This is a genomic window from Streptomyces sp. NBC_01216 (assembly GCF_035994945.1).
Lineage (GTDB): Bacteria > Actinomycetota > Actinomycetes > Streptomycetales > Streptomycetaceae > Streptomyces.
The window spans coordinates 1,947,746-1,968,574 of sequence record NZ_CP108677.1 but is presented as its reverse complement, the minus strand read 5'-3'; the positions used below and the strand labels follow the sequence as shown (position 1 = coordinate 1,968,574).

General features: G+C 72.5%; 15 protein-coding genes and 1 pseudogene. 12 read left to right on the top strand and 4 right to left on the bottom strand.

Annotated features, from left to right (window positions below; all coding sequences use genetic code 11):
- Positions 1 to 135: 135 nt before the first annotated feature.
- A complete protein-coding gene (locus OG393_RS08260; RefSeq protein WP_327373974.1) occupies positions 136 to 1,251 on the bottom strand; it encodes a PucR family transcriptional regulator in 1,116 nt (371 codons plus the stop codon).
- A gap of 194 nt (positions 1,252 to 1,445) precedes the next feature.
- On the opposite strand from OG393_RS08260, the gene OG393_RS08255 reads away from it, so the two are divergent.
- The 5 genes from OG393_RS08255 (at position 1,446) to OG393_RS08235 (ending at position 7,094) form a co-directional block, all read left to right on the top strand.
- Positions 1,446 to 2,372, top strand: a complete 927-nt coding sequence (locus OG393_RS08255; protein ID WP_327373973.1) for a proline dehydrogenase family protein — start codon at positions 1,446 to 1,448, stop codon at positions 2,370 to 2,372.
- 30 nt (positions 2,373 to 2,402) lie between these two features.
- Positions 2,403 to 4,034, top strand: a complete 1,632-nt coding sequence (pruA, locus tag OG393_RS08250) for an L-glutamate gamma-semialdehyde dehydrogenase (protein WP_327373972.1) — start codon at positions 2,403 to 2,405, stop codon at positions 4,032 to 4,034.
- Between the two features lie 394 nt (positions 4,035 to 4,428).
- A complete protein-coding gene (locus tag OG393_RS08245) occupies positions 4,429 to 4,557 on the top strand; it encodes a hypothetical protein (RefSeq protein WP_327373971.1) in 129 nt (42 codons plus the stop codon).
- Positions 4,558 to 4,723: 166 nt separating this feature from the next.
- On the top strand, positions 4,724 to 5,764 hold the full coding sequence (locus OG393_RS08240; RefSeq protein WP_327373970.1) for a 3-isopropylmalate dehydrogenase: 1,041 nt from the start codon (positions 4,724 to 4,726) through the stop codon (positions 5,762 to 5,764).
- 241 nt (positions 5,765 to 6,005) lie between these two features.
- The gene (locus OG393_RS08235) at positions 6,006 to 7,094 is read left to right on the top strand and encodes a branched-chain amino acid aminotransferase (protein WP_327373969.1); all 1,089 of its coding nucleotides are present in this window, start codon (positions 6,006 to 6,008) and stop codon (positions 7,092 to 7,094) included.
- 109 nt (positions 7,095 to 7,203) lie between these two features.
- Here the strand turns inward: OG393_RS08235 and OG393_RS08230 are convergent, their stop codons facing one another.
- A complete protein-coding gene (locus OG393_RS08230; protein ID WP_327373968.1) occupies positions 7,204 to 8,637 on the bottom strand; it encodes a cytosine permease in 1,434 nt (477 codons plus the stop codon).
- A 139-nt stretch (positions 8,638 to 8,776) separates the two neighbouring features.
- Here OG393_RS08230 and ureA point away from each other — a divergent pair, with 139 nt between their 5' ends.
- The 7 genes and pseudogenes from ureA (at position 8,777) to OG393_RS08195 (ending at position 18,681) form a co-directional block, all read left to right on the top strand.
- Positions 8,777 to 9,475 (top strand): urease subunit gamma, encoded by a 699-nt coding sequence (gene ureA / locus OG393_RS08225; protein WP_327373967.1) that lies wholly within the window; start codon positions 8,777 to 8,779, stop codon positions 9,473 to 9,475.
- 8 nt (positions 9,476 to 9,483) lie between these two features.
- Entirely contained in the window at positions 9,484 to 11,166 is a 1,683-nt protein-coding gene (locus OG393_RS08220; RefSeq protein WP_327378351.1) for an urease subunit alpha, read from the top strand.
- A gap of 9 nt (positions 11,167 to 11,175) precedes the next feature.
- The gene (locus OG393_RS08215; protein ID WP_327373966.1) at positions 11,176 to 12,192 is read left to right on the top strand and encodes an agmatine deiminase family protein; all 1,017 of its coding nucleotides are present in this window, start codon (positions 11,176 to 11,178) and stop codon (positions 12,190 to 12,192) included.
- A gap of 188 nt (positions 12,193 to 12,380) precedes the next feature.
- Positions 12,381 to 12,926 (top strand): TetR/AcrR family transcriptional regulator, encoded by a 546-nt coding sequence (locus OG393_RS08210; RefSeq protein ID WP_327378350.1) that lies wholly within the window; start codon positions 12,381 to 12,383, stop codon positions 12,924 to 12,926.
- 344 nt (positions 12,927 to 13,270) lie between these two features.
- Positions 13,271 to 14,887 (top strand): citramalate synthase, encoded by a 1,617-nt coding sequence (gene cimA / locus OG393_RS08205; RefSeq protein WP_327373965.1) that lies wholly within the window; start codon positions 13,271 to 13,273, stop codon positions 14,885 to 14,887.
- Between the two features lie 83 nt (positions 14,888 to 14,970).
- Positions 14,971 to 17,229 (top strand): annotated as a pseudogene (locus OG393_RS08200) (glycoside hydrolase family 3 protein); the annotation flags it as partial.
- Between the two features lie 105 nt (positions 17,230 to 17,334).
- Positions 17,335 to 18,681 carry a hypothetical protein gene (locus tag OG393_RS08195; RefSeq protein WP_327373964.1) on the top strand — a complete coding sequence of 449 codons (1,347 nt, stop codon included), beginning with the start codon at positions 17,335 to 17,337 and terminating at the stop codon, positions 18,679 to 18,681.
- An 18-nt stretch (positions 18,682 to 18,699) separates the two neighbouring features.
- Here OG393_RS08195 and dnaN read toward each other — a convergent pair whose 3' ends face one another.
- The gene (dnaN, locus tag OG393_RS08190) at positions 18,700 to 19,818 is read right to left on the bottom strand and encodes a DNA polymerase III subunit beta (protein ID WP_327373963.1); all 1,119 of its coding nucleotides are present in this window, start codon (positions 19,816 to 19,818) and stop codon (positions 18,700 to 18,702) included.
- Positions 19,819 to 19,945: 127 nt separating this feature from the next.
- Positions 19,946 to 20,554 (bottom strand): YceI family protein, encoded by a 609-nt coding sequence (locus tag OG393_RS08185; protein ID WP_327373962.1) that lies wholly within the window; start codon positions 20,552 to 20,554, stop codon positions 19,946 to 19,948.
- Positions 20,555 to 20,829 lie beyond the last annotated feature (275 nt).

Here is a 20,829-nt window from a genome sequence, read left to right as displayed (position 1 = left end):
CCGGACGTTCGTCGATGGGCCGGGTGCGGTGCCGGCACGGGACACCGCGAGACTCCGGGACGCGATCAAGGAGCCGCGGCGCACGAGCCGGCTCGGCAATGGCCGGGATGCTCCTCGCCCGAACCCGACCAGGCCCTACCGGAGCCTCGCGGCCTTCAGCGACATGTGGAGCAGCAGCCGGTCCTCGCCGTCGTCCAGGTCCAGGCCCGTCAGCTGTTCCACCCGGGACAGCCGGTAGTAGAGGGTCTGCCGGTGCACCCGGAGGGCGGCGGCCGTGCGGCCGGCCTGGCCCGCGTTGTCGAGGAACACCTCGGCGGTGCGGGCGAGTTCCGTGTGGGCGGGGGCCAGCAAGGGCGCCACGGCGGGGTCCGCGGCGGGGTGCGGGAGCGAGGCGAGCATCCGGTACGGGCCGATGTCCGCCCACACCGCCACCGGGCCCAGCGAGGGCTGCGCCGCGACGGTGCGGGCCGCCGTGGCGGCCTCGTGCCAGGCCGACGGCAGTTCCGCCAGGCCCCGCGACGGTGTCGCGATGCCGGCCGGGGCGGTACCCCGCAGCCGTTCCGCGGCCGTGCGGGCGGGGGAGAGGTCCTCGGCGGTGCGCAGCCGCACGAGCACCGCCAGTGAGTCGGCCTCCGGCAGCGTGGCCACCGCCGCCGCCCCGGGCACCGCCGGGACGGAGGGAGCCTCCCCCCGCCACGGTGTGACACAGACGACGGTGTGCAGTCCGTCCGCGCCCGGCCCGAGGGCCGCCCGGAGCGCCGCGACGGCCTCGTCGCCCCGCCGCCCTCCGCCGGCGGTGAGGACAGCGGCGAACTCGCGCGAGAGATCCAGGCCGGCGCGCTCCTCGTCGGCGAGCAGCCCCCCGATCCGGGTGGCCACGTCCATGGCCGCCGCCAGCCGGTCGGGTGCCGGGCCCGGCTCGGCGTCCAGCAGCCAGACGTAGCCGAGGACGACGCCCCGATGGCGTACCGGCAGGCAGATCCGGTCCCGCAGGACGCCCGCGTCCGGCGCCGCCGGGATGCGTACCGGGCCCGTCGCCCGCGTGATGCCGAAGTCCTCGAACCAGGCGCGGACCGCCGGGGTGGACTTCCGGGTCAGGATCGACCGGGTGCGGACCGGGTCCATGGCGCTGTCGTCGTCGCTGTCGTGGGCCCCGAAGGCGATCAGCCCGAAATCGCGGTTCTCCAGTGTGGCCGGGGCGCCGAGCAGCGCCGAGATCTCGTCCACCAACTCCTGGTAATCGCCCTTCACGCCGACATTCTCGCACCCGCGCCACGGCCCTTCATCCAAATGTCTGAGATGCCGTCCGCGGATGCGTGACAGCTGTCGATGGCACAGGATCGGAGCGATCCTTAGGTTTCACGGTGGTTCTCCTCGCTGTTCCCGACATGTTCCCCACGACCGGGTACAGCCCCTTTCGACCCCCCGCCCTTCGGAGGTGCCCCGTGCTGGGTCCCGTGATCCTCGCCGCGTCGCGCAGTGACAAGATGCGCCGTTTCGTGTCGGCCGCGCCCGGGACCAAGCAGGTCGTCGGCCGCTTCATCGCCGGCGAGACGGTCGACCACGTCATCCCGGTCGTCGAGGACATCACGGGCCGCGGCCTGGAGGTCACCCTCGACGTCGTCGGTGAGGACATCACCACCGTCGGGCAGTCCCACGCCGCCCGTGACGCCTACCTGGAGCTGGTCGGCCGCCTCGAGGAGCTGGGCCTCGGCCCGCGCGCCGAGATGTCGGTCAAGCTCTCGATGTTCGGCCAGGCACTTGAGGGCGGTCACGAGCTCGCGCTCGCCAACGTGCGTCCCGTCGTGGAGGCCGCCGCCGCCATCGGCACCACGGTCACCCTGGACGCCGAGGACCACACCACCCTCGACTCGATGTTCGCCATCCACCAGGAGCTGCGGAAGGACTTCCCGCAGACCGGCTGCGTCATCCAGGCGTACCTCTTCCGCACCGAGGAGGACGCCCGCCGCCTCGCCGCCGACGGCTCCCGGGTCCGCATCGTGAAGGGCGCCTACAAGGAGCCCGCCTCCGTCGCCCTCCAGGACAAGGCCGAGATCGACAAGGCGTACGTCCGGATCACGAAGATCCTGATGGAGGGCGAGGGCTACCCGATGATCGGCTCGCACGACCCGCGCCTGATCTCCATCGGCCAGGAGCTCGCCCGGCGCGCGGGGCGCAAGCTGGACGAGTACGAGTTCCAGATGCTGTACGGCATCCGCAGCGAGGAGCAGAACCGGCTCGCCGCCGAGGGCCACCGGATGCGCGTCTACACGGCCTTCGGCACCGACTGGTACGGCTACTTCATGCGCCGTCTGGCGGAGAAGCCGGCCAACCTGCTCTTCTTCGCCCGCTCCATCCTCACCAAGGGCTGATCCCACCTCTCACAAGGAGTAACGAGACTCATGGACGCTGTCACCCAGGTCCCCGCTCCGGTCAACGAGCCGGTGCACAGCTACGCCCCCGGCTCCCCCGAGCGCCTCCGTCTGGAGACGAAGCTCAAGGAGCTGGCCGAGAACCCGCGCGACCTGCCGATGACCATCGGCGGCGTCAAGCGAATGGGCGGCGGCGAGCGCTTCGACGTCGTGCAGCCGCACAACCACAGGGCCGTCATCGGCACCTTCGCGGGCGCCACCGAGCAGGACGCCCAGGACGCCGTGGACGCGGCCCTGGCCGCGGCTCCGGCCTGGCGCGCGATGTCCTTCGACGACCGCGCCGCGATCATCCTGCGCGCCGCCGAGCTGCTGGCCGGTCCCTGGCGCGAGACGCTGGCCGCCTCCACGATGCTCGGCCAGTCCAAGACCGCCCAGCAGGCCGAGATCGACACCCCCTGCGAGCTCGTCGACTTCTGGCGCTTCAACGTGGCCTACGCCCGCCAGATCCTGGCCGAGCAGCCGCCGGCGAACTCCCCGGGTGTGTGGAACCGGCTGGACCACCGCCCGCTCGAGGGTTTCGTCTACGCGATCACGCCGTTCAACTTCACCGCCATCGCCGGCAATCTGCCCACCGCCCCCGCCCTCATGGGCAACGTGGTGGTCTGGAAGCCGTCCCCGACCCAGACCCACGCCGCGGTGCTCCTCATGGAGCTGCTGGAGGAGGCCGGTCTGCCCAAGGGCGTCATCAACCTGGTGACGGGTGACGGCATCGCCGTCTCCGAGGTGGCCCTGAACCACCCCGACCTGGCCGGTATCCACTTCACCGGCTCGACCAAGACCTTCCAGCACCTGTGGAAGACGGTCGGCAACAACATCGAGAAGTACCGTTCCTACCCGCGGATCGTCGGCGAGACCGGCGGCAAGGACTTCGTCGTGGCGCACCCCAGTGCCGACCGCACCATCCTCAAGACCGCGCTGACCCGGGGCTCCTTCGAGTACCAGGGCCAGAAGTGCTCGGCGTCCTCGCGCGCCTACATCCCCGCCTCGATCTGGAACGACGGCTTCAAGGAGCAGTTCGCGACCGAGGTCGACGCCCTCAGCATGGGTGACGTCACCGACCTGTCGAACTTCATCGGCGCCGTCATCGACGAGCGTTCCTTCGCCAAGAACAAGGCGGCCATCGACCGCGCCGCCGCCGACCCGAGCTGCACGATCATCGCGGGCGGCACCTACGACGACTCGGAGGGCTACTTCGTCCGCCCGACCGTCATCGAGTGCGCGGACCCGGAGAACGAGGTCTTCACGGCCGAGTACTTCGGCCCGATCCTCGCCGTCCACGTCTACGAGGACGACGCCTACGACGCGATGCTGACCCAGATGGAGTCGGTCTCGGACTACGCGCTGACCGGCGCCGTCATCTCGGGCGACCGGGCCGCGACCGCCCACACGATGGAGAAGCTCCGCTTCGCCGCGGGCAACTTCTACATCAACGACAAGTCGACCGGCGCCGTCGTCGGCCAGCAGCCCTTCGGCGGTGGCCGCGCCTCCGGCACGAACGACAAGGCCGGCGCTCCGCAGAACCTGATGCGTTGGACGCTGACCCGCGCGATCAAGGAGACGCTGGTCCCGCCGACCGACTACTCCTACCCCCACATGGGCTGACGCCCACCCGGGCCCCCCGCGGCGGCCCGTCCACCGACACCGCCCCCCTCCTTGGTCCCCCAACCGAGGACGGGGGCGGTTCTCATGGGGACGCCCGGACGCCGGTCCGCCACGGTGCCGTCGTCCGGTCCGGCACCGTGCCCGGTGAGCGGTCTCGTCGGGGTCTTCGCGGCCGGCCGTCTCAGATAGTAGGAAGTCCGAGTAATTGTGGAGACAGAAGCGGATGCCTGTCCTAGCTTTGTAGGAGCCGAACGTCTCGCTTCATCAGCGAATGGCGGTCGAGAGCGCGACGCCCCTGTGCAGGCAACCCCTGCGGCGGCGCTCCCCGCCCCCTCCGGCGCCTTCGATCACCACTGATCTCGGATCATCACTGATCTCAAGGAGTCGATCCCTCATGGCCACTCAGACCGCCCGTCGTGTCCGCCGCACCGTCCGTCCCGGCGACGACGCCCGCAAGAACGCCGCCGCCGCCCTCCAGCGGGCCCTCGACCGCCGCGACAACGGCGGTGAGACCGGCCACTGAGGCCGGTCGCCGAAGCGATTCGTCCGGTCGCCGGTGACGTCCGGCGACGCCGCCCGGAGCCCGTCGTGCACGGCCCCGGGGCGGCGGCGCACGATCCGACGACGCGCCCCTGTCCGCATGGTGGACCAAGCGTGTCAGGAACTGGGACGAGGAGTAGGGTGCCGACATGTCTCACAGCATCGATCTCGCAGTCATCCCCGGCGACGGCATCGGCCAGGAGGTCGTGGCCGAGGGCCTCAAGGTCCTCGCGGCCGTCCTCCCGCAGGATGTGAAGCTGGAGACCAAGGAGTACGACTTCGGAGCCCGGCGCTACCACGCGACCGGCGAGACCCTCACCGACGCGGACGCCGAGGCCCTGAAGCGACACGACGCCATCCTGCTCGGCGCGATCGGCGATCCGTCGGTCCCCTCCGGCGTCCTGGAGCGCGGCTTCCTGCTGAAGCTCCGCTTCCTCTTCGACCACCACGTCAACCTGCGGCCCTCGAAGCTGCTCCCGGGCGTGTCGACCCCGCTGAAGGGGCAGCCCGAGATCGACTTCGTCGTGGTCCGCGAGGGCACCGAGGGCCCGTACACAGGCAACGGCGGCTCCATCCGCACCGGTACACCGCACGAGGTCGCCACCGAGGTCTCCGTGAACACCGCCTTCGGTGTCGAGCGCGTGGTCCGTGACGCCTTCGCCCGCGCGCAGGCCCGCCCCCGCAAGAAGCTGACGCTGGTCCACAAGAACAACGTCCTGTCCTTCGCCGGCCACCTGTGGACCAACATCTTCCACCAGGTCGCCACGGAGTTCCCCGAGGTCACCACCGACTACCTGCACGTCGACGCCGCGACGATCTTCCTGGTCACCGACCCGGCCCGGTTCGACGTGATCGTCACCGACAACCTCTTCGGTGACATCATCACCGACCTCGCCGCGGCCGTCTCCGGCGGCATCGGCGTCGCCGCCTCGGGCAACATCAACCCGAGCCGCGAGTTCCCCTCGATGTTCGAGCCGGTCCACGGCTCCGCGCCGGACATCGCGGGTCAGGGCAAGGCCGACCCCACGGCCACCGTCCTCTCCGTCGCGCTGCTGCTGCGCCACCTCGGCTTCGAGGCCGAGGCCGCCCGTGTCGAGGCGGCCGTCGCCGCCGATCTGACCGAGCGGGGCGACTCCGTGCGGACCACGGGCGAGATCGGCGACGCGCTCGCGGTACGCGTAGCGAGCTGACCCGCGGACTGCTCTCTCACAGCCGCCGGGTCGTTTCCGCACCCGGCGGCTGTACCTGTGTGGGCGTCGGGTGCCACCATCCCTTCATGGACCACGCACACGCCGTTTCCGTGCACCGTCCCTCACGAGCGATAATCGGACGTGGGGCCGCGTCATGCGGGAAAGCTCGGACGTCCTAGCAGAGCACTGATAGCGGCGTGAGCGCGGTCCGTCACACACAACCGGTGAAGGACAAGCACTCATGACGACGCCCACCATCGAGCTCAAGCCCTCCTCCAGCCCGCTGTCCGACGCGGAGCGCGAGGCGATCCTGGCCAACCCCGGATTCGGCCGCCACTTCACCGACCACATGGTGACGATCCGGTGGACCGAGGGGCGCGGCTGGCACGACGGTCAGCTCGTGCCCTACGGCCCGCTCTCCCTCGACCCGGCCACCAACGTCCTGCACTACGCCCAGGAGATCTTCGAGGGTCTGAAGGCGTACCGCAGGCCCGACGGCTCCGTCGCCACCTTCCGCCCCGACGCCAACGCGCGCCGCTTCCAGGCGTCCGCCCACCGGCTGGCCATGCCGGAGCTCCCCGTCGAGACCTTCATCGAGGCATGCGACGTGCTGGTGCAGCAGGACAAGGCGTGGGTTCCGGCGCACGGCGGCGAGGAGTCCCTCTACCTGCGCCCGTTCATGATCGCGACCGAGGTCGGGCTCGGGGTCCGCCCGGCCAACGAGTACCTCTTCGTGGTCATCGCCTCGCCCGCCGGCCCGTACTTCCCCGGCGGCGTGAAGCCCGTCTCCATCTGGCTGTCCGAGGACCGCGTCCGCGCCGTCCCCGGCGGCATGGGTGACGCGAAGACCGGCGGCAACTACGCGGCCTCCCTCCTGGCGCAGGCCGAGGCCGCCTCGAAGGGCTGCGAGCAGGTCGCGTACCTCGACGCGGTGGAGCACACCTGGGTCGAGGAACTCGGCGGCATGAACCTGTACTTCGTGTACGGAAACAAGATCGTCACCCCCACGCTGACCGGATCGCTGCTCGCGGGCATCACCCGTGACTCGCTCCTCCGGCTGGCCGGGGACCTCGGATTCGAGTCCGAGGAGAGCCGGGTCTCGATCGACCAGTGGAAGGCCGACACGGAGAACGGCACCCTCACCGAGGTCTTCGCCTGCGGTACGGCGGCGGTGATCACGCCGGTGGGCACGGTGAAGTCGGCGCGGGGCGAGTGGCAGCAGTCCGGCGGACGGCCGGGCGAGGTCACGATGAAGCTGCGCGACGCGCTGCTCGCGATCCAGACGGGCAAGGCCGAGGACGTCCACGGCTGGACGCACGAGCTGGGCTGAGTGCCGCGCGGGGGCCGCGCCGCGGCTCCCGCCCGCCGGACGCCCGGGTCACCCCGGGCGTCCCTCGCGATGCGCCGCGCGGTGGCGGGCAGGCGGCCCGCGCGGCCGTTCAGGAGGCGACCGCTTCCCGCGTCCTGCCGAGGCCCGGCCCGGGTTCCCGCACGGGGACCGCCCGCGGGGTGAGGACCGCGTACAGCACCCCGCCCACCAGCCCGGACAGGACGAAACTGCAGTCGATCCCGCCGGTCAGGGCCAGTAGCGGTCCTTCGTAGAGGGGGGTCGAGACTCCGGCGAGGCCCACCGCCGCGCCGACGGCCCAGGACGCCGTGGCCCGCGGGTGCCAACCCGACCGGTACCAGTACGCGCCGCCGCGCGAGCGCCGGTTGTAGACCTGGAGCGCCTCCGGGTCGTACGCGCCCTGGCACCGCCGGTGGCCGATCAGCGTGATCACCGCCCAGGGCGTGCCGATCGCCGTCAGCAGCAGCACGAACGAGGTCATCGCCGTCTGCGCGTCCGAGGCGAAGTGCCCGAGGAAGACGAACGCCGTCGCCACCGCGGCGACCACCAGCGTCGCCCTGGCCCGGGTCGCCCGCGGCAGGATCGCGTCCAGGTCCAGGCCCATCGAGTAGAGCATCAGCCCCGCGTTGCCGACCGAGCCGGCGGTCGCCGCGAGCAGCAGCGGCACCAGGTACCAGACGGGTGAGGCCGCCACGAGCGGGCCGGCGTAGTCCAGGCCGCCGCGGGCCGCCAGCGCCGTGTACGTACCGAAGAGCTGGGGGACCAGCAGTCCGGCGAGCAGCCCCAGGCAGGTGGTGCGCCACACCGTCCACGTGTGGTGGCGCTCCGGTGAGATGTAACGGGTGTAGTCGCCGAGCAGGGTGATGAAGGCGACCGGCCCGCTGAGTCCGGCCGCCACCGCGGACAGCGCCCAGGTCGGCCAGAACGAGCCGAGCAGGTACGGCGTGCCCGGTACCGCGGCCGTGGTGAAGTCGCCCGCGTAGGCGACGAGTCCGAGGGCGAGCAGCAGGGTCATGCCCAGGGTCAGGGCCTTGCTGAGCCGCAGCAGCAGCCGGTAGCCGTAGACGGCGCCGACGACCGTGGCGGCGGCCAGCAGGGCGTACATCACCGTGTGCGCGAGGCCGTCGGCCGTCAGTCCGGTCAGCCGGGCCAGGGTGCCGGCCATCACGTCACCGCCGATCCACAGGGTCAGCGCGGTGTAGCCGAGGGAGAGCAGCAGGCCGACCACCGAGCCGACGAGCCGGCCGCGCACGCCGAAGAAGGCGCCGCTGGAGGTGGACAGGTTGGTCGCTGTGCGCAGCGAGACGAGCGCGAGCGGCGCCGTGACGGCGACCCCGACGACCGTGCCGGTGACGACGGAGGTCACCGACGCCCACAGCCCGAGGCCGAAGGAGACCGGCAGCCAGCCGAAGACGATCACGCCCAGACAGAGGTTCGAGCCGAGCAGGATCGAGAAGAGGTCGCGGGGGCCGCTGGTGCGTTCCGCCTCCGGGATCGTGTCGACTCCGCGCTGTTCGATCGGCATGCGGGACTCCCTGTGGTGTGCGCCGTTCGCCAAGAATTTGAGTGGCGCTCAATGTGGCGCATGGCAGCCGCGCAAGTCAATCCTTGGATCGCACGGATCGAGCGTTTAGAGTGTCGATCAAACAGGAGGTGTTTTCCAGGTGCGACTGACCCCCACGGAACGTGACCGGCTGCTGCTCTTCGGCGCCGCCGAGCTCGCCCGGACCCGTCGGGCCCGGGGCCTGCGGCTCAATGTGCCCGAGGCGACCGCCCTGATCGCGGACACCGTCTGCGAGGCGGCCCGCGACGGCGGGCGGCTCGCCGAGGCCATCGCCGCGGCGCGCTCCGTCCTCGGCCCCGACGACGTCCTGCCGGGAGTGGCCGACGTCGTCACCGAAGTGCACGTCGAGGCCGTCTTCGACGACGGCTCGCGGCTCGCGGTCGTCTCCGACCCGATCGGCGGGGGAGCGCTGGGCGACGCCGCCCCCGGCGCGCTGCTGCCCGGACCCGCGCGGGCCGTGGGGGCGCCGGTGGTGACCCTGACCGTCCGCAACACCGCGGCCGTGCCGGTCAGCGTCACCTCCCACTTCCACTTCTTCGAGGCCAACCCGCGCCTCGACTTCGACCGTGCCGCCGCCTACGGCCTGCGGCTCGCGGTCCCCGCGGGCTCCTCCTTCCGCTTCGAGCCGGGCGGCGAGGCCGAAGTCGGCCTGGTGCCGATCGGCGGTGCCCGCGTCGCCATCGGCTTCGCGGGCCTGGTCGACGGCCCGCTGGACGCGCCCGGCGCGAGGGAAGAGGCCCTGCGCAGGGCCGCCGCCTGCGGCTACCTGGGCGCCGGGAACCCAAAGGAGCGTGCGTGACGGACCCCATGGACCCCTACGCGTACGCCTCGGTGCACGGCCCCCGCGCCGGCGACCGGATCGTCCTGGGCGACTCCGGGCTCGTCGTCCGGGTCGAGTCCGACTCCCAGCGGCCCGGCGACGAGTTCCTCGCCGGCTTCGGCAAGACCGCCCGGGACGGCCTGCACCTCAAGGCCGCCGCCGTCCGCGAGACCTGCGACGTCGTCATCAGCAACGTCCTGGTGATCGACGCTGTCCTGGGCATCAGGAAGGTGTCGATCGGCATCCGCGAAGGCCGAATCCACGCCATCGGCCGGGCCGGGAACCCCGACACCCTGGACGGCGTCGACGTCGTCGTCGGCACCGGCACCTCGATCGTCTCCGGTGAGGGGCTGATCGCCACCGCCGGTGCCGTCGACACCCACGTCCACCTGCTCTCGCCGCGGATCATGGAGGCATCGCTCGCGAGTGGTGTCACCACGATCATCGGCCAGGAGTTCGGCCCCGTCTGGGGCGTCGGGGTCAACTCTCCCTGGGCGCTCCGGCACGCGTTCAACGCCTTCGACGCCTGGCCGGTCAACATCGGCTTCCTGGCCCGCGGTTCGTCCTCCGACCCGGCTCCGCTGGTGGAGGCGCTCGCGGAGGGCGGCGCCTCCGGCTTCAAGGTCCACGAGGACATGGGCGCCCACACCCGCGCCCTGGACACCGCGCTGCGGGTCGCCGAGGAGCACGACGTCCAGGTCGCCCTCCACTCCGACGGCCTGAACGAGTGCCTCTCGGTGGAGGACACCCTCCGCGTCCTGGACGGCCGCACCATCCACGCCTTCCACATCGAGGGCTGCGGAGGCGGGCACGTGCCCAACGTCCTCAAGATGGCGGGCGTACCGAACGTCATCGGCTCCTCGACCAACCCCACGCTCCCCTTCGGCCGCGACGCCGTCGCCGAGCACTACGGGATGATCGTGTCCGTCCACGACCTCAAGACCGACCTGCCCGGCGACGCCGCGATGGCACGCGACCGGATCCGGGCGGGGACGATGGGAGCGGAGGACGTCCTGCACGACCTGGGCGCGATCGGCATCACCTCGTCCGACGCCCAGGGCATGGGAAGGGCCGGCGAGACCGTACGCCGGACCTTCGCCATGGCCGGGAAGATGAAGGCCGAGCTGGGCCCGCTGGAAGGCGACGGCGCGCACGACGACAACGCGCGCGTCCTGCGCTACATCGCCAAGCTCACCATCAACCCGGCCATCGCCCACGGCCTCGCGCACGAGATCGGGTCCATCGAGGTCGGCAAGATGGCCGACCTCGTCCTCTGGCGACCGCGGTTCTTCGGCGCCAAGCCCCAGCTCGTGCTGAAGTCGGGATTCCCGGCGCACGGGGTGGTGGGCGACCCGAACGCCGCCACGGACACCTGCGAACCCCTCGTCCTCGGGCCGCTGTTCGGCGCCCACGGGGCGACACCGGCCGACCTCTCGGTCGCCTTCGTCGCGCAGGCCGCCGTCGACCTGGGCTCGGACGCGATGACCACCCGCCGTCGCCGGGTCGCCGTCCGCGGCACCCGGGGCATCGGCCCCGCCGACCTGCTGCTGAACTCCCGCATCGGCGAGGTGGGCGTCGACGGCCGGACCGGTCTCGTCTCCCTGGACGGCGCGCCGGTCCGCTCCGAACCGGCCGACTCCGTCTCCCTCAACCGCCTCTACTTCCTCTAGGACCCGACCATGACGTTCCGCATGCCGCCCGAGTGGGCCCCCCACGAGCGCACCTGGATGGCCTGGCCCGGCCCCAACCCGACCTTCACCGACGAGGAGGAACTGGCGCGGGCGCGTGCCGCGTGGGCAGCGGTGGCCCGCGCCGTGCGGCGCTTCGAGCCGGTGACGATGGTCGTCGGGCCCGGCGGAACGGACTCCGCGCGTGCCCTGCTCGGGCCGGACGTCGACCTCGTGGAACGCGAACTCGACGACGCCTGGATGCGGGACATCGGCCCCACGTTCGTCACCGACGGCTCCGGACTCGCCGCCGTCGACTGGGTGTTCAACGGCTGGGGCGGCCAGGACTGGGCCCGCTGGGAGCACGACTCCAAGATCGCCCGTCACGTCGCCGACCTCGCCGGTGTCCCGGTCCACGCCAGCACCCTCGTGAACGAGGGCGGTGCCGTCCACGTCGACGGCGAGGGCACGGTCCTGCTCACCGACACCGTCCAGCTCGGCCCCGGCCGCAATCCCGAGTGGACCCGCGAGGAGGTCGAGGCCGAGATCCACGCCCGGCTCGGCACCACCAAGGCCATCTGGCTCCCGCACGGCCTGGCGGGCGACTACGGCCTGTACGGCACCCAGGGCCACGTGGACATCGTCGCCGCCTTCGCCGGGCCGGGAGTGGTGGTCGTCCACAGCCAGCGGAACCCGGCCCACCCCGACCACGAGCGCTCCCGCGCGTACGTCGAACTCCTGCGCCGCCAGACGGACGCCAAGGGCCGCGCCCTGGAGGTCGTGGAGGTCCCCGCCCCCACCGTCCTCAGGGACGAGGAGGGTGACTGGGTCGACTACTCGTACATCAACCATTACCTCTGCAACGGGGGCGTGGTGCTCTGTGGATTCGACGACCCGAACGACGAGATCGCGGCGGGCGTCTTCCGACGGCTCTTCCCCGAGCGGACCGTGACCCTGGTGGACGCGCGCGCGATCTTCGCGGGCGGCGGCGGCATCCACTGCATCACGCAGCAGCAGCCCAGGCCCTGAGCGCCCGCCCGTCCACCGGTGCGGACCGGCGGACGCGGCAGTCCCGCGTCCGCCGGAACGCCGGCTTCGGCCGCGGACCCGCCGGGACCATGCGGTAGAACGTACGAGTGAACAGCAGCAGCCCGCCCGCCGGCCCCCGCCGCCGCAACCAGTCCGCCCCGCCCCGCGAGGACGTCCTCGCCGCCGCCATGGACACCATCGCGGCGCGCGGACTCGACGGGCTGACCATGGCCGGGCTCGGACGTGAGGTCGGCATGAGCAGCGGGCACCTGCTGTACTACTTCCGCACCAAGGACGAGCTGCTGCTGCAGACCCTGGAGTGGAGCGAGGGCCGCCTGGGCGCCGAACGCAGCGCACTGCTGTCCCGGCCCGGCACCGCCCGCGAGCGGCTCGCCGGATACGTCGACGTCTACCTGCCCGACGGCCCGCGCGATCCGCACTGGACTCTCTGGCTCGAGGTCTGGAACCGGTCCCAGAACGCCGACGCCGACGCCCGCGTCCGGCAGGCCGCCATCGAGGGGGCCTGGCACCGTGATCTGGTCGCCCTGCTCGCCGAGGGCATCTCGCGCGGCGAGTTCCGGGCCGTCGATCCGGACCGGTTCGCCGCCCGGATGCGCGCCCTGCTCGACGGATTCAGCGTCCACGTCGCGGTCGGCCTCCCCGGCACCGGGCGCGAACAGGTCCTGGAGCACGTGAGGGAGTTCGTCGAGCAGAGCCTGCTGGCGCGCCCCTGACGACCGCACACGGCGGCGGGCCGGGCAGTCCGCCCGCGACCGGGACCTGCCCGCATCGTGAGATCCGTGTCCCGCGGACCGCGGCCGTATGGGAGACTGCGGGCGTGTCTGCTCCCACCATGATTATCGGCAGCAGCGCGCCGGTCCGCAGTGACCACTGACCCGTGGCTCGATCCCCCGCGGCAGTGGACACCGTGCCCCAGACCCGCGCGCAGACCTCTCGCACCCGCGAGGGGTTTTTTCGTTTTCCGGCCCCACCGAGGCCGGAGGCGGGCGGCGCGTGAAAATGGGGGCAAGTGGATCCATACCTTCCGGAGCCACATCCGACAGGAGCCATCAGAGTCATGACCACGGAGACCGACGCGAGCCCGCGTCCCGACGACAGCTTCCACGTCTTCGACACGACGCTGCGCGACGGGGCGCAGCGTGAGGGCATCAACCTCACCGTCGCGGACAAGCTGACCATCGCGCGGCACCTCGACGAGTTCGGCGTGGGCTTCATCGAGGGCGGCTGGCCCGGAGCCAACCCGCGTGACACGGAGTTCTTCGCCCGCGCCCGGCAGGAGATCGACTTCCGGCACGCGCGGCTCGTCGCCTTCGGCGCCACCCGCCGGGCCGGAGGCCGCGCCGCCGACGACCCGCAGGTCAAGGCGCTGCTCGACTCCGGCGCCCCGGTGATCACGCTCGTCGCCAAGGCGCACGACCGGCATGTCGAACTCGCCCTGCGCACCACCTTGGACGAGAACCTGGAGATGGTCCGCGACACCGTCGCCCACCTGCGCTCCCAGGGCCGCCGGGTCTTCGTCGACTGCGAGCACTTCTTCGACGGCTACAAGGCCGACCCGGTGTACGCCAAGGCGGTCGTCAGCGCCGCCCACGAGGCCGGCGCCGAGGTCGTCATCCTCTGCGACACCAACGGCGGCATGCTGCCCGCCCAGATCCAGGCCGTCGTCGCCACCGTCCTCGCCGACACGGGCGCCCGCCTGGGCATCCACGCCCAGGACGACACCGGCTGCGCCGTCGCCAACACCCTGGCCGCCGTCGACGCCGGCGCCACGCACGTCCAGTGCACCGCCAACGGCTACGGCGAGCGAGTGGGCAACGCCAACCTCTTCCCGGTCGTCGCGGCCCTGGAGCTCAAGTACGGCAAGTCCGTGCTGCCGCCGGGCGCGCTCGCCGAGATGACCCGGATCTCCCACGCCATCGCCGAGGTCGTCAACCTGACGCCCTCCACCCACCAGCCGTACGTCGGCGTCTCCGCCTTCGCCCACAAGGCCGGACTGCACGCGTCCGCCATCAAGGTCGACCCCGACCTCTACCAGCACATCGATCCCGAGCTGGTCGGCAACACCATGCGGATGCTCGTCTCGGACATGGCCGGACGCGCCTCCATCGAACTCAAGGGGAAGGAACTCGGCGTCGACCTCGGCGGCGACCGCGAACTCGTCGGCCGGGTCGTCGCGCGGGTCAAGGAGCGCGAGCTCCGCGGCTACACCTACGAGGCAGCGGACGCCTCCTTCGAGCTGCTGCTCCGCGAGGAGGCCGAGGGCAGGGCGCGCCGTTACTTCCGTACGGAGTCCTGGCGGGCGATCGTGGAGGACCGGCCGGACGGCACCCACGCCAACGAGGCCACGGTGAAGCTCTGGGCCAAGGGCGAGCGGATCGTCGCCACCGCCGAGGGCAACGGTCCCGTCAACGCCCTCGACCGTGCCATGCGGGTCGGCCTGGAGCGGATCTACCCGCAGCTCGCCAAGTTCGAGCTGGTGGACTACAAGGTCCGCATCCTGGAGGGGCGTCACGGCACGGAGTCCACGACCCGCGTCCTGATCACGACCAGCGACGGCAACAACGACTGGTCGACCGTCGGCGTCGGCGAGAACGTGATCGCCGCGTCCTGGCAGGCGCTGGAGGACGCGTACACGTACGGCCTGCTGCGGGTGGGGGTCGACCCGGCGGAGTAGCCGCGCGTCGTACCGGCCCTTCGGGGGCGGTACGCCCCACCATGTCCGATATGACTTGTCATATGTTTCGTGGGACGCGGGCGGGTACGGCGGCGGCCGTCGCGGCCGGCGCCGTCCTCACCGGATGTCTCACCGCGACGGCGGCGACGGCGCCCGCGCACCCCCCGGGGCCCGCGCGGCTCACCGTCTCCCCGGTCACCACCGTCGCCGAAGGCGCCACGGCCCGGATCCGCCTCGGCATCGAATCCGCCCGGCCGCTGGCGCGCCCGGTGACGGTCCGCTGGAAGACGGCGGCCCGCTCCGCCGCCGGTCCGGCCGTCCGGGCGGGTGCCGCCCCGCGGGCGGGTGTCGCGCAGGCGGGGCGGGACTACCGGGCCGCGGCGGGGACCCTCACCTTCCCCGCCGGGACCCGGTCCGGGGCGGTACGCACCATCGAGGTCGCCACCCTGCGCGACCGGACGGCCGAGACCGCCGAGGCCGTGCCGGTCACACTCGACGTCACCGGTGCCGCCGCACCCGAGGAGCCACCCCTGGTCGTCGTGGACGCCCACGACCTGCCGTACCTCGACCCGCGCCGCCCCGTCCGGGAGCGGGTGGCCGACCTCCTGGGAAGGATGACCCTCGCCGAGAAGGCCGGTCAGATGACCCAGGCCGGCCGCAACTACCTCGCCTCCGCCGAGGACGTCACCACCTACGCGCTCGGCTCGGTCATCTACGAGGCCGAGGCGAACGGATCGCCCGCGCGGCCTCCGGAGGCATGGCGGAAGGCGACGGACACCTACCAGTGGTACGCCCGCGCCACCCGGCTGCAGATCCCGCTGCTCCTGGCGGCCGACGCAGTCCACGGCCACGCCCTCGTGAAGGGTGCCACGATCACCCCCCACAACATCGGCCTCGGTGCCACCCGCGACCCGGCCCTCGTCGAGCGGCTCGCCGCGATCACCGCGGAGGAGGCCCGCGCGACCGGCATCACCTGGAACTTCGCGCCCTGTGTGTGCGTGGTGCGCGACGTGCGCTGGGGGAGGACCTACGAGTCCTTCGGGGAGGACCCGGAACTCGTGGCGTCCATGGCCGTCGCCGTCCGAGGGCTCCAGGGTGCCGCCGACGGCCGCGACCTCGCCCGCAACGACAAGGTCCTGGCCACGGCCAAGCACTTCGTCGGCGACGGAGGCACCGCCTTCGGCTCCGGCCGCTCCCCGTACACCATCGACCAGGGCGTCACCCGGATCGACCGGGACGAGCTGGAGGCCGTGCACGTCACCCCGTTCCGGCGGGCCGTCGGGCTCGGCGCGGGAGCGGTCATGCCCTCCTTCTCCTCGCTGGAGCTGGCCGGCCGGCGCGGCGGCCCGGTCAAGATGCACGCGGACGGCGAGATGATCAGCGGGCTGCTCAAGGGGGAGCTCGGGTTCCGCGGGATCGTGGTCAGTGACTGGGAGGCCGTCGACCAGATGCCCGGCGACGCGGCCGCCGACGTGCGCGCCGCCGTCAACGCCGGCATCGACGTCACCATGGCCCCGTTGACGTACAAGCAGTTCGGCCGCATCGTCGCCGACGAGGTAGCCGCGGGCCGCATCCCGCTCGCCCGCGTCGACGACGCGGTCGGCCGTGTCCTGGAGCAGAAGTTCCGGCTCGGACTCTTCGAGAAGCCGTACGCCGACACCACCCACCTCGCCGGGATCGGCTCCGCCGAGCACCGCGCCGTCGCCCGTGAGGCCGTCGCCCGGTCCCAGGTGCTGCTGAAGAACGACCGGGACACGCTGCCGCTGCCGGTCGGCGGCCGGGTGTACGTCGCCGGATCCAACGCCGACGACCTCGCCCACCAGGCGGGCGGATGGACCGTCGGCTGGCAGGGCGCCGGCGACCGCCCCCTGCGGGGCACGACCATCCTGGAGGGCATCCGCCGGGCGGATCCCGGGGCCCGGGTCACCTACTCCGCGGACGCCTCCGCGTCGACCGCCGGGCACGACGTGGGCGTGGTCGTCGTCGGCGAGACCCCGTACGCGGAGGGGGTCGGAGACGTCGGCGTCGACGGCCGGGACCTGGAGCTGTCCGCGGCCGACAAGAAGGCCGTGGACCGTGTGTGCGCCGCGATGCGCTGTGCGGTCCTGGTCGTCTCCGGGCGCCCCCAGCTCCTCGGTGACCGGCTCGGGAGGATCGACGCCCTGGTCGCCTCCTGGCTGCCGGGCAGCGAGGGCGACGGGGTCGCCGACGTGCTCTACGGGCGGCGGCCCTTCACCGGCCGCCTGCCGCTGAGCTGGCCGAAGTCGGCCGCGCAGCTGCCGCTGAACGCGGGCGACCGCGGCTACGACCCCGAGTTCCCGTACGGCTGGGGCCTCACCACCCGGGTCCGTGCGCGCTGACCGGACGTACGGCCGCCGCCCGGTCCGGCCGTACAGCGACCCGACCAAGAGGACTCAATGCCCCCTTTTGGGGGTAATGCAGGTGGTATGAGGACGAGGATTCCGGTGCTGTCCACCGTCGGCGGACTGCTCCTGCTGCTGCTCCTGGTCCTGGCCCCCGCCGCGGGGGCCAGGACCACGGGGATCGAGGACGCCGCCGCGGCGCTGAAGCAGGGCCCGGTCTACGTCGACCCAGGCGCGGCGGACCAGCTGTCCGCCGCCCAGGCCGACGCCCTCGCCCAGAAGATCAAGGACGCCGACAAGCCGCTCTTCGTGGCGGTCCTGCCCGCCGACGCACGGTTCCCCGCCGAGGACCTGTTCCAGGACCTGCGCAACGAGACCGGGATCACCGGGCTGTACGCCGTCCGGCTCGGTGACGCCTTCGACGCCCGCGCCGACAGCGCGGTCATGCCGCGCGGCACCGTGGACGACCTCGTGACCTCGGTACGCGGCCCCGGGGTGGACGCCGTCACCGAGCTGAACAACTTCGCCGACCAGGCCCTTCCCGCCCTGCGTGGAGCCGCACCCGCCTCCTGGGGCACCGCGGGAACCGGGCCGGACAGCGTCCCGGTCGGCGGACTGATCACCCTCGGCGCGGTCGTCCTCGCCGCCGGCGCCGGCGCCTACACGGTGTCCCGGCGCAAGCGGCTGCGCAGAGAGGCCGAGGAACGCGACGCGCTCGACAAGCTGCGGGTCGTCGTGGACGAGGACATCACCGCCTTCGGCGAGGAACTGGAACGCCTCGACTTCCACCCGGCGGAGGCGGGCGCCACCGACGGCATGCGCGGCGACTACGAACGAGCGCTGGACGCCTACGACAAGGCCAAGTCCCTGATGGGTTCGGCCACCCGTCCGCACGAGGTGCGACCGGTCACGGAGCAGCTGGAGGACGGCCGTTACTCGCTCGCGGTCCTGGCCGCCCGCCGGGAGGCGCGCCCGCTGCCCGAACGCCGCGCACCCTGCTTCTTCGACCCGCGCCACGGCCCCTCGGTGACGGACCGCTCCTGGTGCCCGCCCGGTGGCGCCGTCCGCGAGGTCCCGGTCTGCGCCGCCGACGCGGCCCGCCTCGACGACGGGCGGGACCCGGTGTCCCGCATCGTCGACGCCGACGGCACCCGCCGCCCCTACTGGGAGGCGGGCCCGGCCTACGGCCCGTGGGCGGGCGGCTACTTCGGCGGCGGCATGCTCCCAGGCATTCTTGCCGGAACCCTGCTCGGGTCGATGCTCGCCACCCCGTCCTACGCCGCCGAATACGGAGGCGGGGACTTCCAGGGCGGTGGCTTCTCCGGCGGTGACTCCGGCTCCGGTGACTTCGGGTCGGGCGACTTCGGCGGCGGGTTCGGCGGCGGTGACTTCGGCGGGGGCGGCGGCTTCGACGGCGGCGGCGGATTCTGACGCCGTGCCGTCAGGCTCTCAGTCCAGAGGCGCCCGGACCGACATCAGCAGGTGGCGGTGGGAGGTCCCGGAGCCCGCCGTGAGCAGGGCACGCTGCCCCGGGCCGAGGAGGCGGAAGGACACCGTGTCCGTATGGAAGGAGCCCAGCGCGTCCAGCAGGTACGCCGGGTTGAAGGCCACCGTCTGCGACTCCGCTCCCTCCAGGGTGGCGGGCAGGCACTGGGAGGCGATGTCGTCCTCGTGGCCCGCCTGGAGACGGACGGTCCCGGCGGTGAAGCCGAGCCGTACCGGACTGTCGCCCTCCGCGACCACCGCGACCCGCTTGACCGCCTCGGTCAGCGGCTCCAGGCCGGTGGTGGCGACCGCGTGCTTCCCGAGGGCGAACAGCTTGGCGTGGCGGGGGAGACGGCCGTCCAGGAGGCGGGTGGTGGCGCGGACGCCGTCCTGCTCGAAGCCGATCGAACCGCCGTCCATGGCCAGCCGCACCGGCCCGCTCGCGGTCAGCGAGCGGGCGATCTCGGTCAGGCGCCGGGCGGGCACCACCACATCGGTGACCCCGGCCGCCCCGCCCTCCGGGGCGCCGCCCTCGGGCCGCCACTCCAGGGTGCGCACCGCGTAGCGGTACCGGTCGGTGGCGGCCAGCGTCATCGTCGTACCGTCCAGGGCGAGCCGGATGCCGGTCAGCACCGGCAGGGCGTCGTCCCGGCCCGCGGCCACCGCCACCTGGCCGACCGCCCCGGCGAACGCGCCGGCTTCCACCAGGCCCCGGAAGGCGGGCAGCGCGGGCGACGCGGGGTAGTCGTCCAACGGCAGCAGCGAGAGCCCGAACCGGGCGCCGCCGCCGTCCACTGACAGTCGTGCCCCCTCGACGGCGCACTCCACCGAGCCCCGGGGGAGCACCCGGCAGATTTCGAGCAACCGCCGCCCCAGGACCAGGGCGCGGCCCTCCCGGGCGACGTCCGCCGCCACGTCGACCCGCGCGGATGCCTCGTGGTCCAGCCCCGAGACGCGCAGCCGGTCGTCCCGCGCCTCCAGGAGCAGCCCGCCGAGTGCGGGGACGGACGAGCGCGCGGGCAGCACGCGAGCAGCCCAGCCCACGGCGTCGGTCAACACGGCACTGTCGATGCGGAATTCCATGCTCGGCAAGCTAGCGAAGGCCACTGACACCGACACCGACACCGCTCGCCCGGTGCCGGTGACGTGCGCCCCGGCTCCCGCCCCCGCCGGCCGGTGCCCGTCGGGTCTCCCGGAGGCCGGGCGGGGCTCAGGAGGCGTTCTTGATCGCGGAGATGTCGAAGGTGAGCTTCACCTTGTCGCTGACCATCACGCCGCCGGTCTCCAGCGCCGCGTTCCAGGTCAGACCCCAGTCGGAGCGGAGGATCTCGGCCGAGCCCTCGAAGCCGACGCGCTCGTTGCCGTAGACGTCCGTGGCCGCGCCGTTGAACTCCAGGTCGATCGTGAGCGGGCGGGTGACGTCCTTGATGGTGAGGTCACCGGTGACGCGGTAGGTGTCGCCGCCCACCCGCGCCGCCTGCGTGGAGCGGAAGGTCATCAGCGGGAACCGCTCGACATCGAAGAAGTCGCCGCTCCTGAGGTGGCCGTCGCGGTCGGCGATGCCGGTGTCGAGCGAGGCGATCGTGACATCGACGGAGGCGTGGGAGGCGCTCGGGTCGGCGCCGTCCAGCCGCAGCGTTCCCTGGTGCTCACCGAAGGTGCCGCGCACGTTGGTGACCATGGCGTGCCGGACCGTGAAGCCGATGCTGCTGTGGGCGGGGTCGATCGTGTACTCGCCGGTCAGCGCGGCCAGGTCCGGGCCGACGGGGAGGGTGGCGACGGCGGTGGCGGTGGCGTTCTTGCGGCTGAAGATGCCCATGACGTGCTCCTTGGGGACGGTGCGCGGGGGGAGGCGGCACTCACGAAGATTCGGTTGAACCTTCAACGAGATTGACTGTAGACCTTTTCTGTTCAAGTTTCAACATCTTCGGGTCTCGGGCTTCCCGCCCACCCCCGCGGGTCCGCTCGGCCGCGACCTCCTCACGCCGGGGCCGACCGCCGCCGCCTTCCGGGAGGCCGGTACGGTGGGGCACCCGGCCGTCACCCCGGGCCCCGGGGGCACCCACCACCGCGCGGCGGTTGTATGGGAATCCC

What these genes read in the sequence shown, in the direction of transcription:
- OG393_RS08195 (WP_327373964.1), top strand. Translation starts at nt 17,335, where the DNA reads ATGAGGACGAGGATTCCGGTGCTGTCCACCGTCGGCGGACTGCTCCTG.
- dnaN (WP_327373963.1), bottom strand. Translation starts at nt 19,818, where the DNA reads ATGGAATTCCGCATCGACAGTGCCGTGTTGACCGACGCCGTGGGCTGG.
- OG393_RS08220 (WP_327378351.1), top strand. Translation starts at nt 9,484, where the DNA reads ATGGACCCCTACGCGTACGCCTCGGTGCACGGCCCCCGCGCCGGCGAC.
- pruA (WP_327373972.1), top strand. Translation starts at nt 2,403, where the DNA reads ATGGACGCTGTCACCCAGGTCCCCGCTCCGGTCAACGAGCCGGTGCAC.
- OG393_RS08185 (WP_327373962.1), bottom strand. Translation starts at nt 20,554, where the DNA reads ATGGGCATCTTCAGCCGCAAGAACGCCACCGCCACCGCCGTCGCCACC.
- cimA (WP_327373965.1), top strand. Translation starts at nt 13,271, where the DNA reads ATGACCACGGAGACCGACGCGAGCCCGCGTCCCGACGACAGCTTCCAC.
- OG393_RS08240 (WP_327373970.1), top strand. Translation starts at nt 4,724, where the DNA reads ATGTCTCACAGCATCGATCTCGCAGTCATCCCCGGCGACGGCATCGGC.
- OG393_RS08230 (WP_327373968.1), bottom strand. Translation starts at nt 8,637, where the DNA reads ATGCCGATCGAACAGCGCGGAGTCGACACGATCCCGGAGGCGGAACGC.
- OG393_RS08235 (WP_327373969.1), top strand. Translation starts at nt 6,006, where the DNA reads ATGACGACGCCCACCATCGAGCTCAAGCCCTCCTCCAGCCCGCTGTCC.
- OG393_RS08245 (WP_327373971.1), top strand. Translation starts at nt 4,429, where the DNA reads ATGGCCACTCAGACCGCCCGTCGTGTCCGCCGCACCGTCCGTCCCGGC.
- OG393_RS08215 (WP_327373966.1), top strand. Translation starts at nt 11,176, where the DNA reads ATGACGTTCCGCATGCCGCCCGAGTGGGCCCCCCACGAGCGCACCTGG.
- OG393_RS08210 (WP_327378350.1), top strand. Translation starts at nt 12,381, where the DNA reads ATGGACACCATCGCGGCGCGCGGACTCGACGGGCTGACCATGGCCGGG.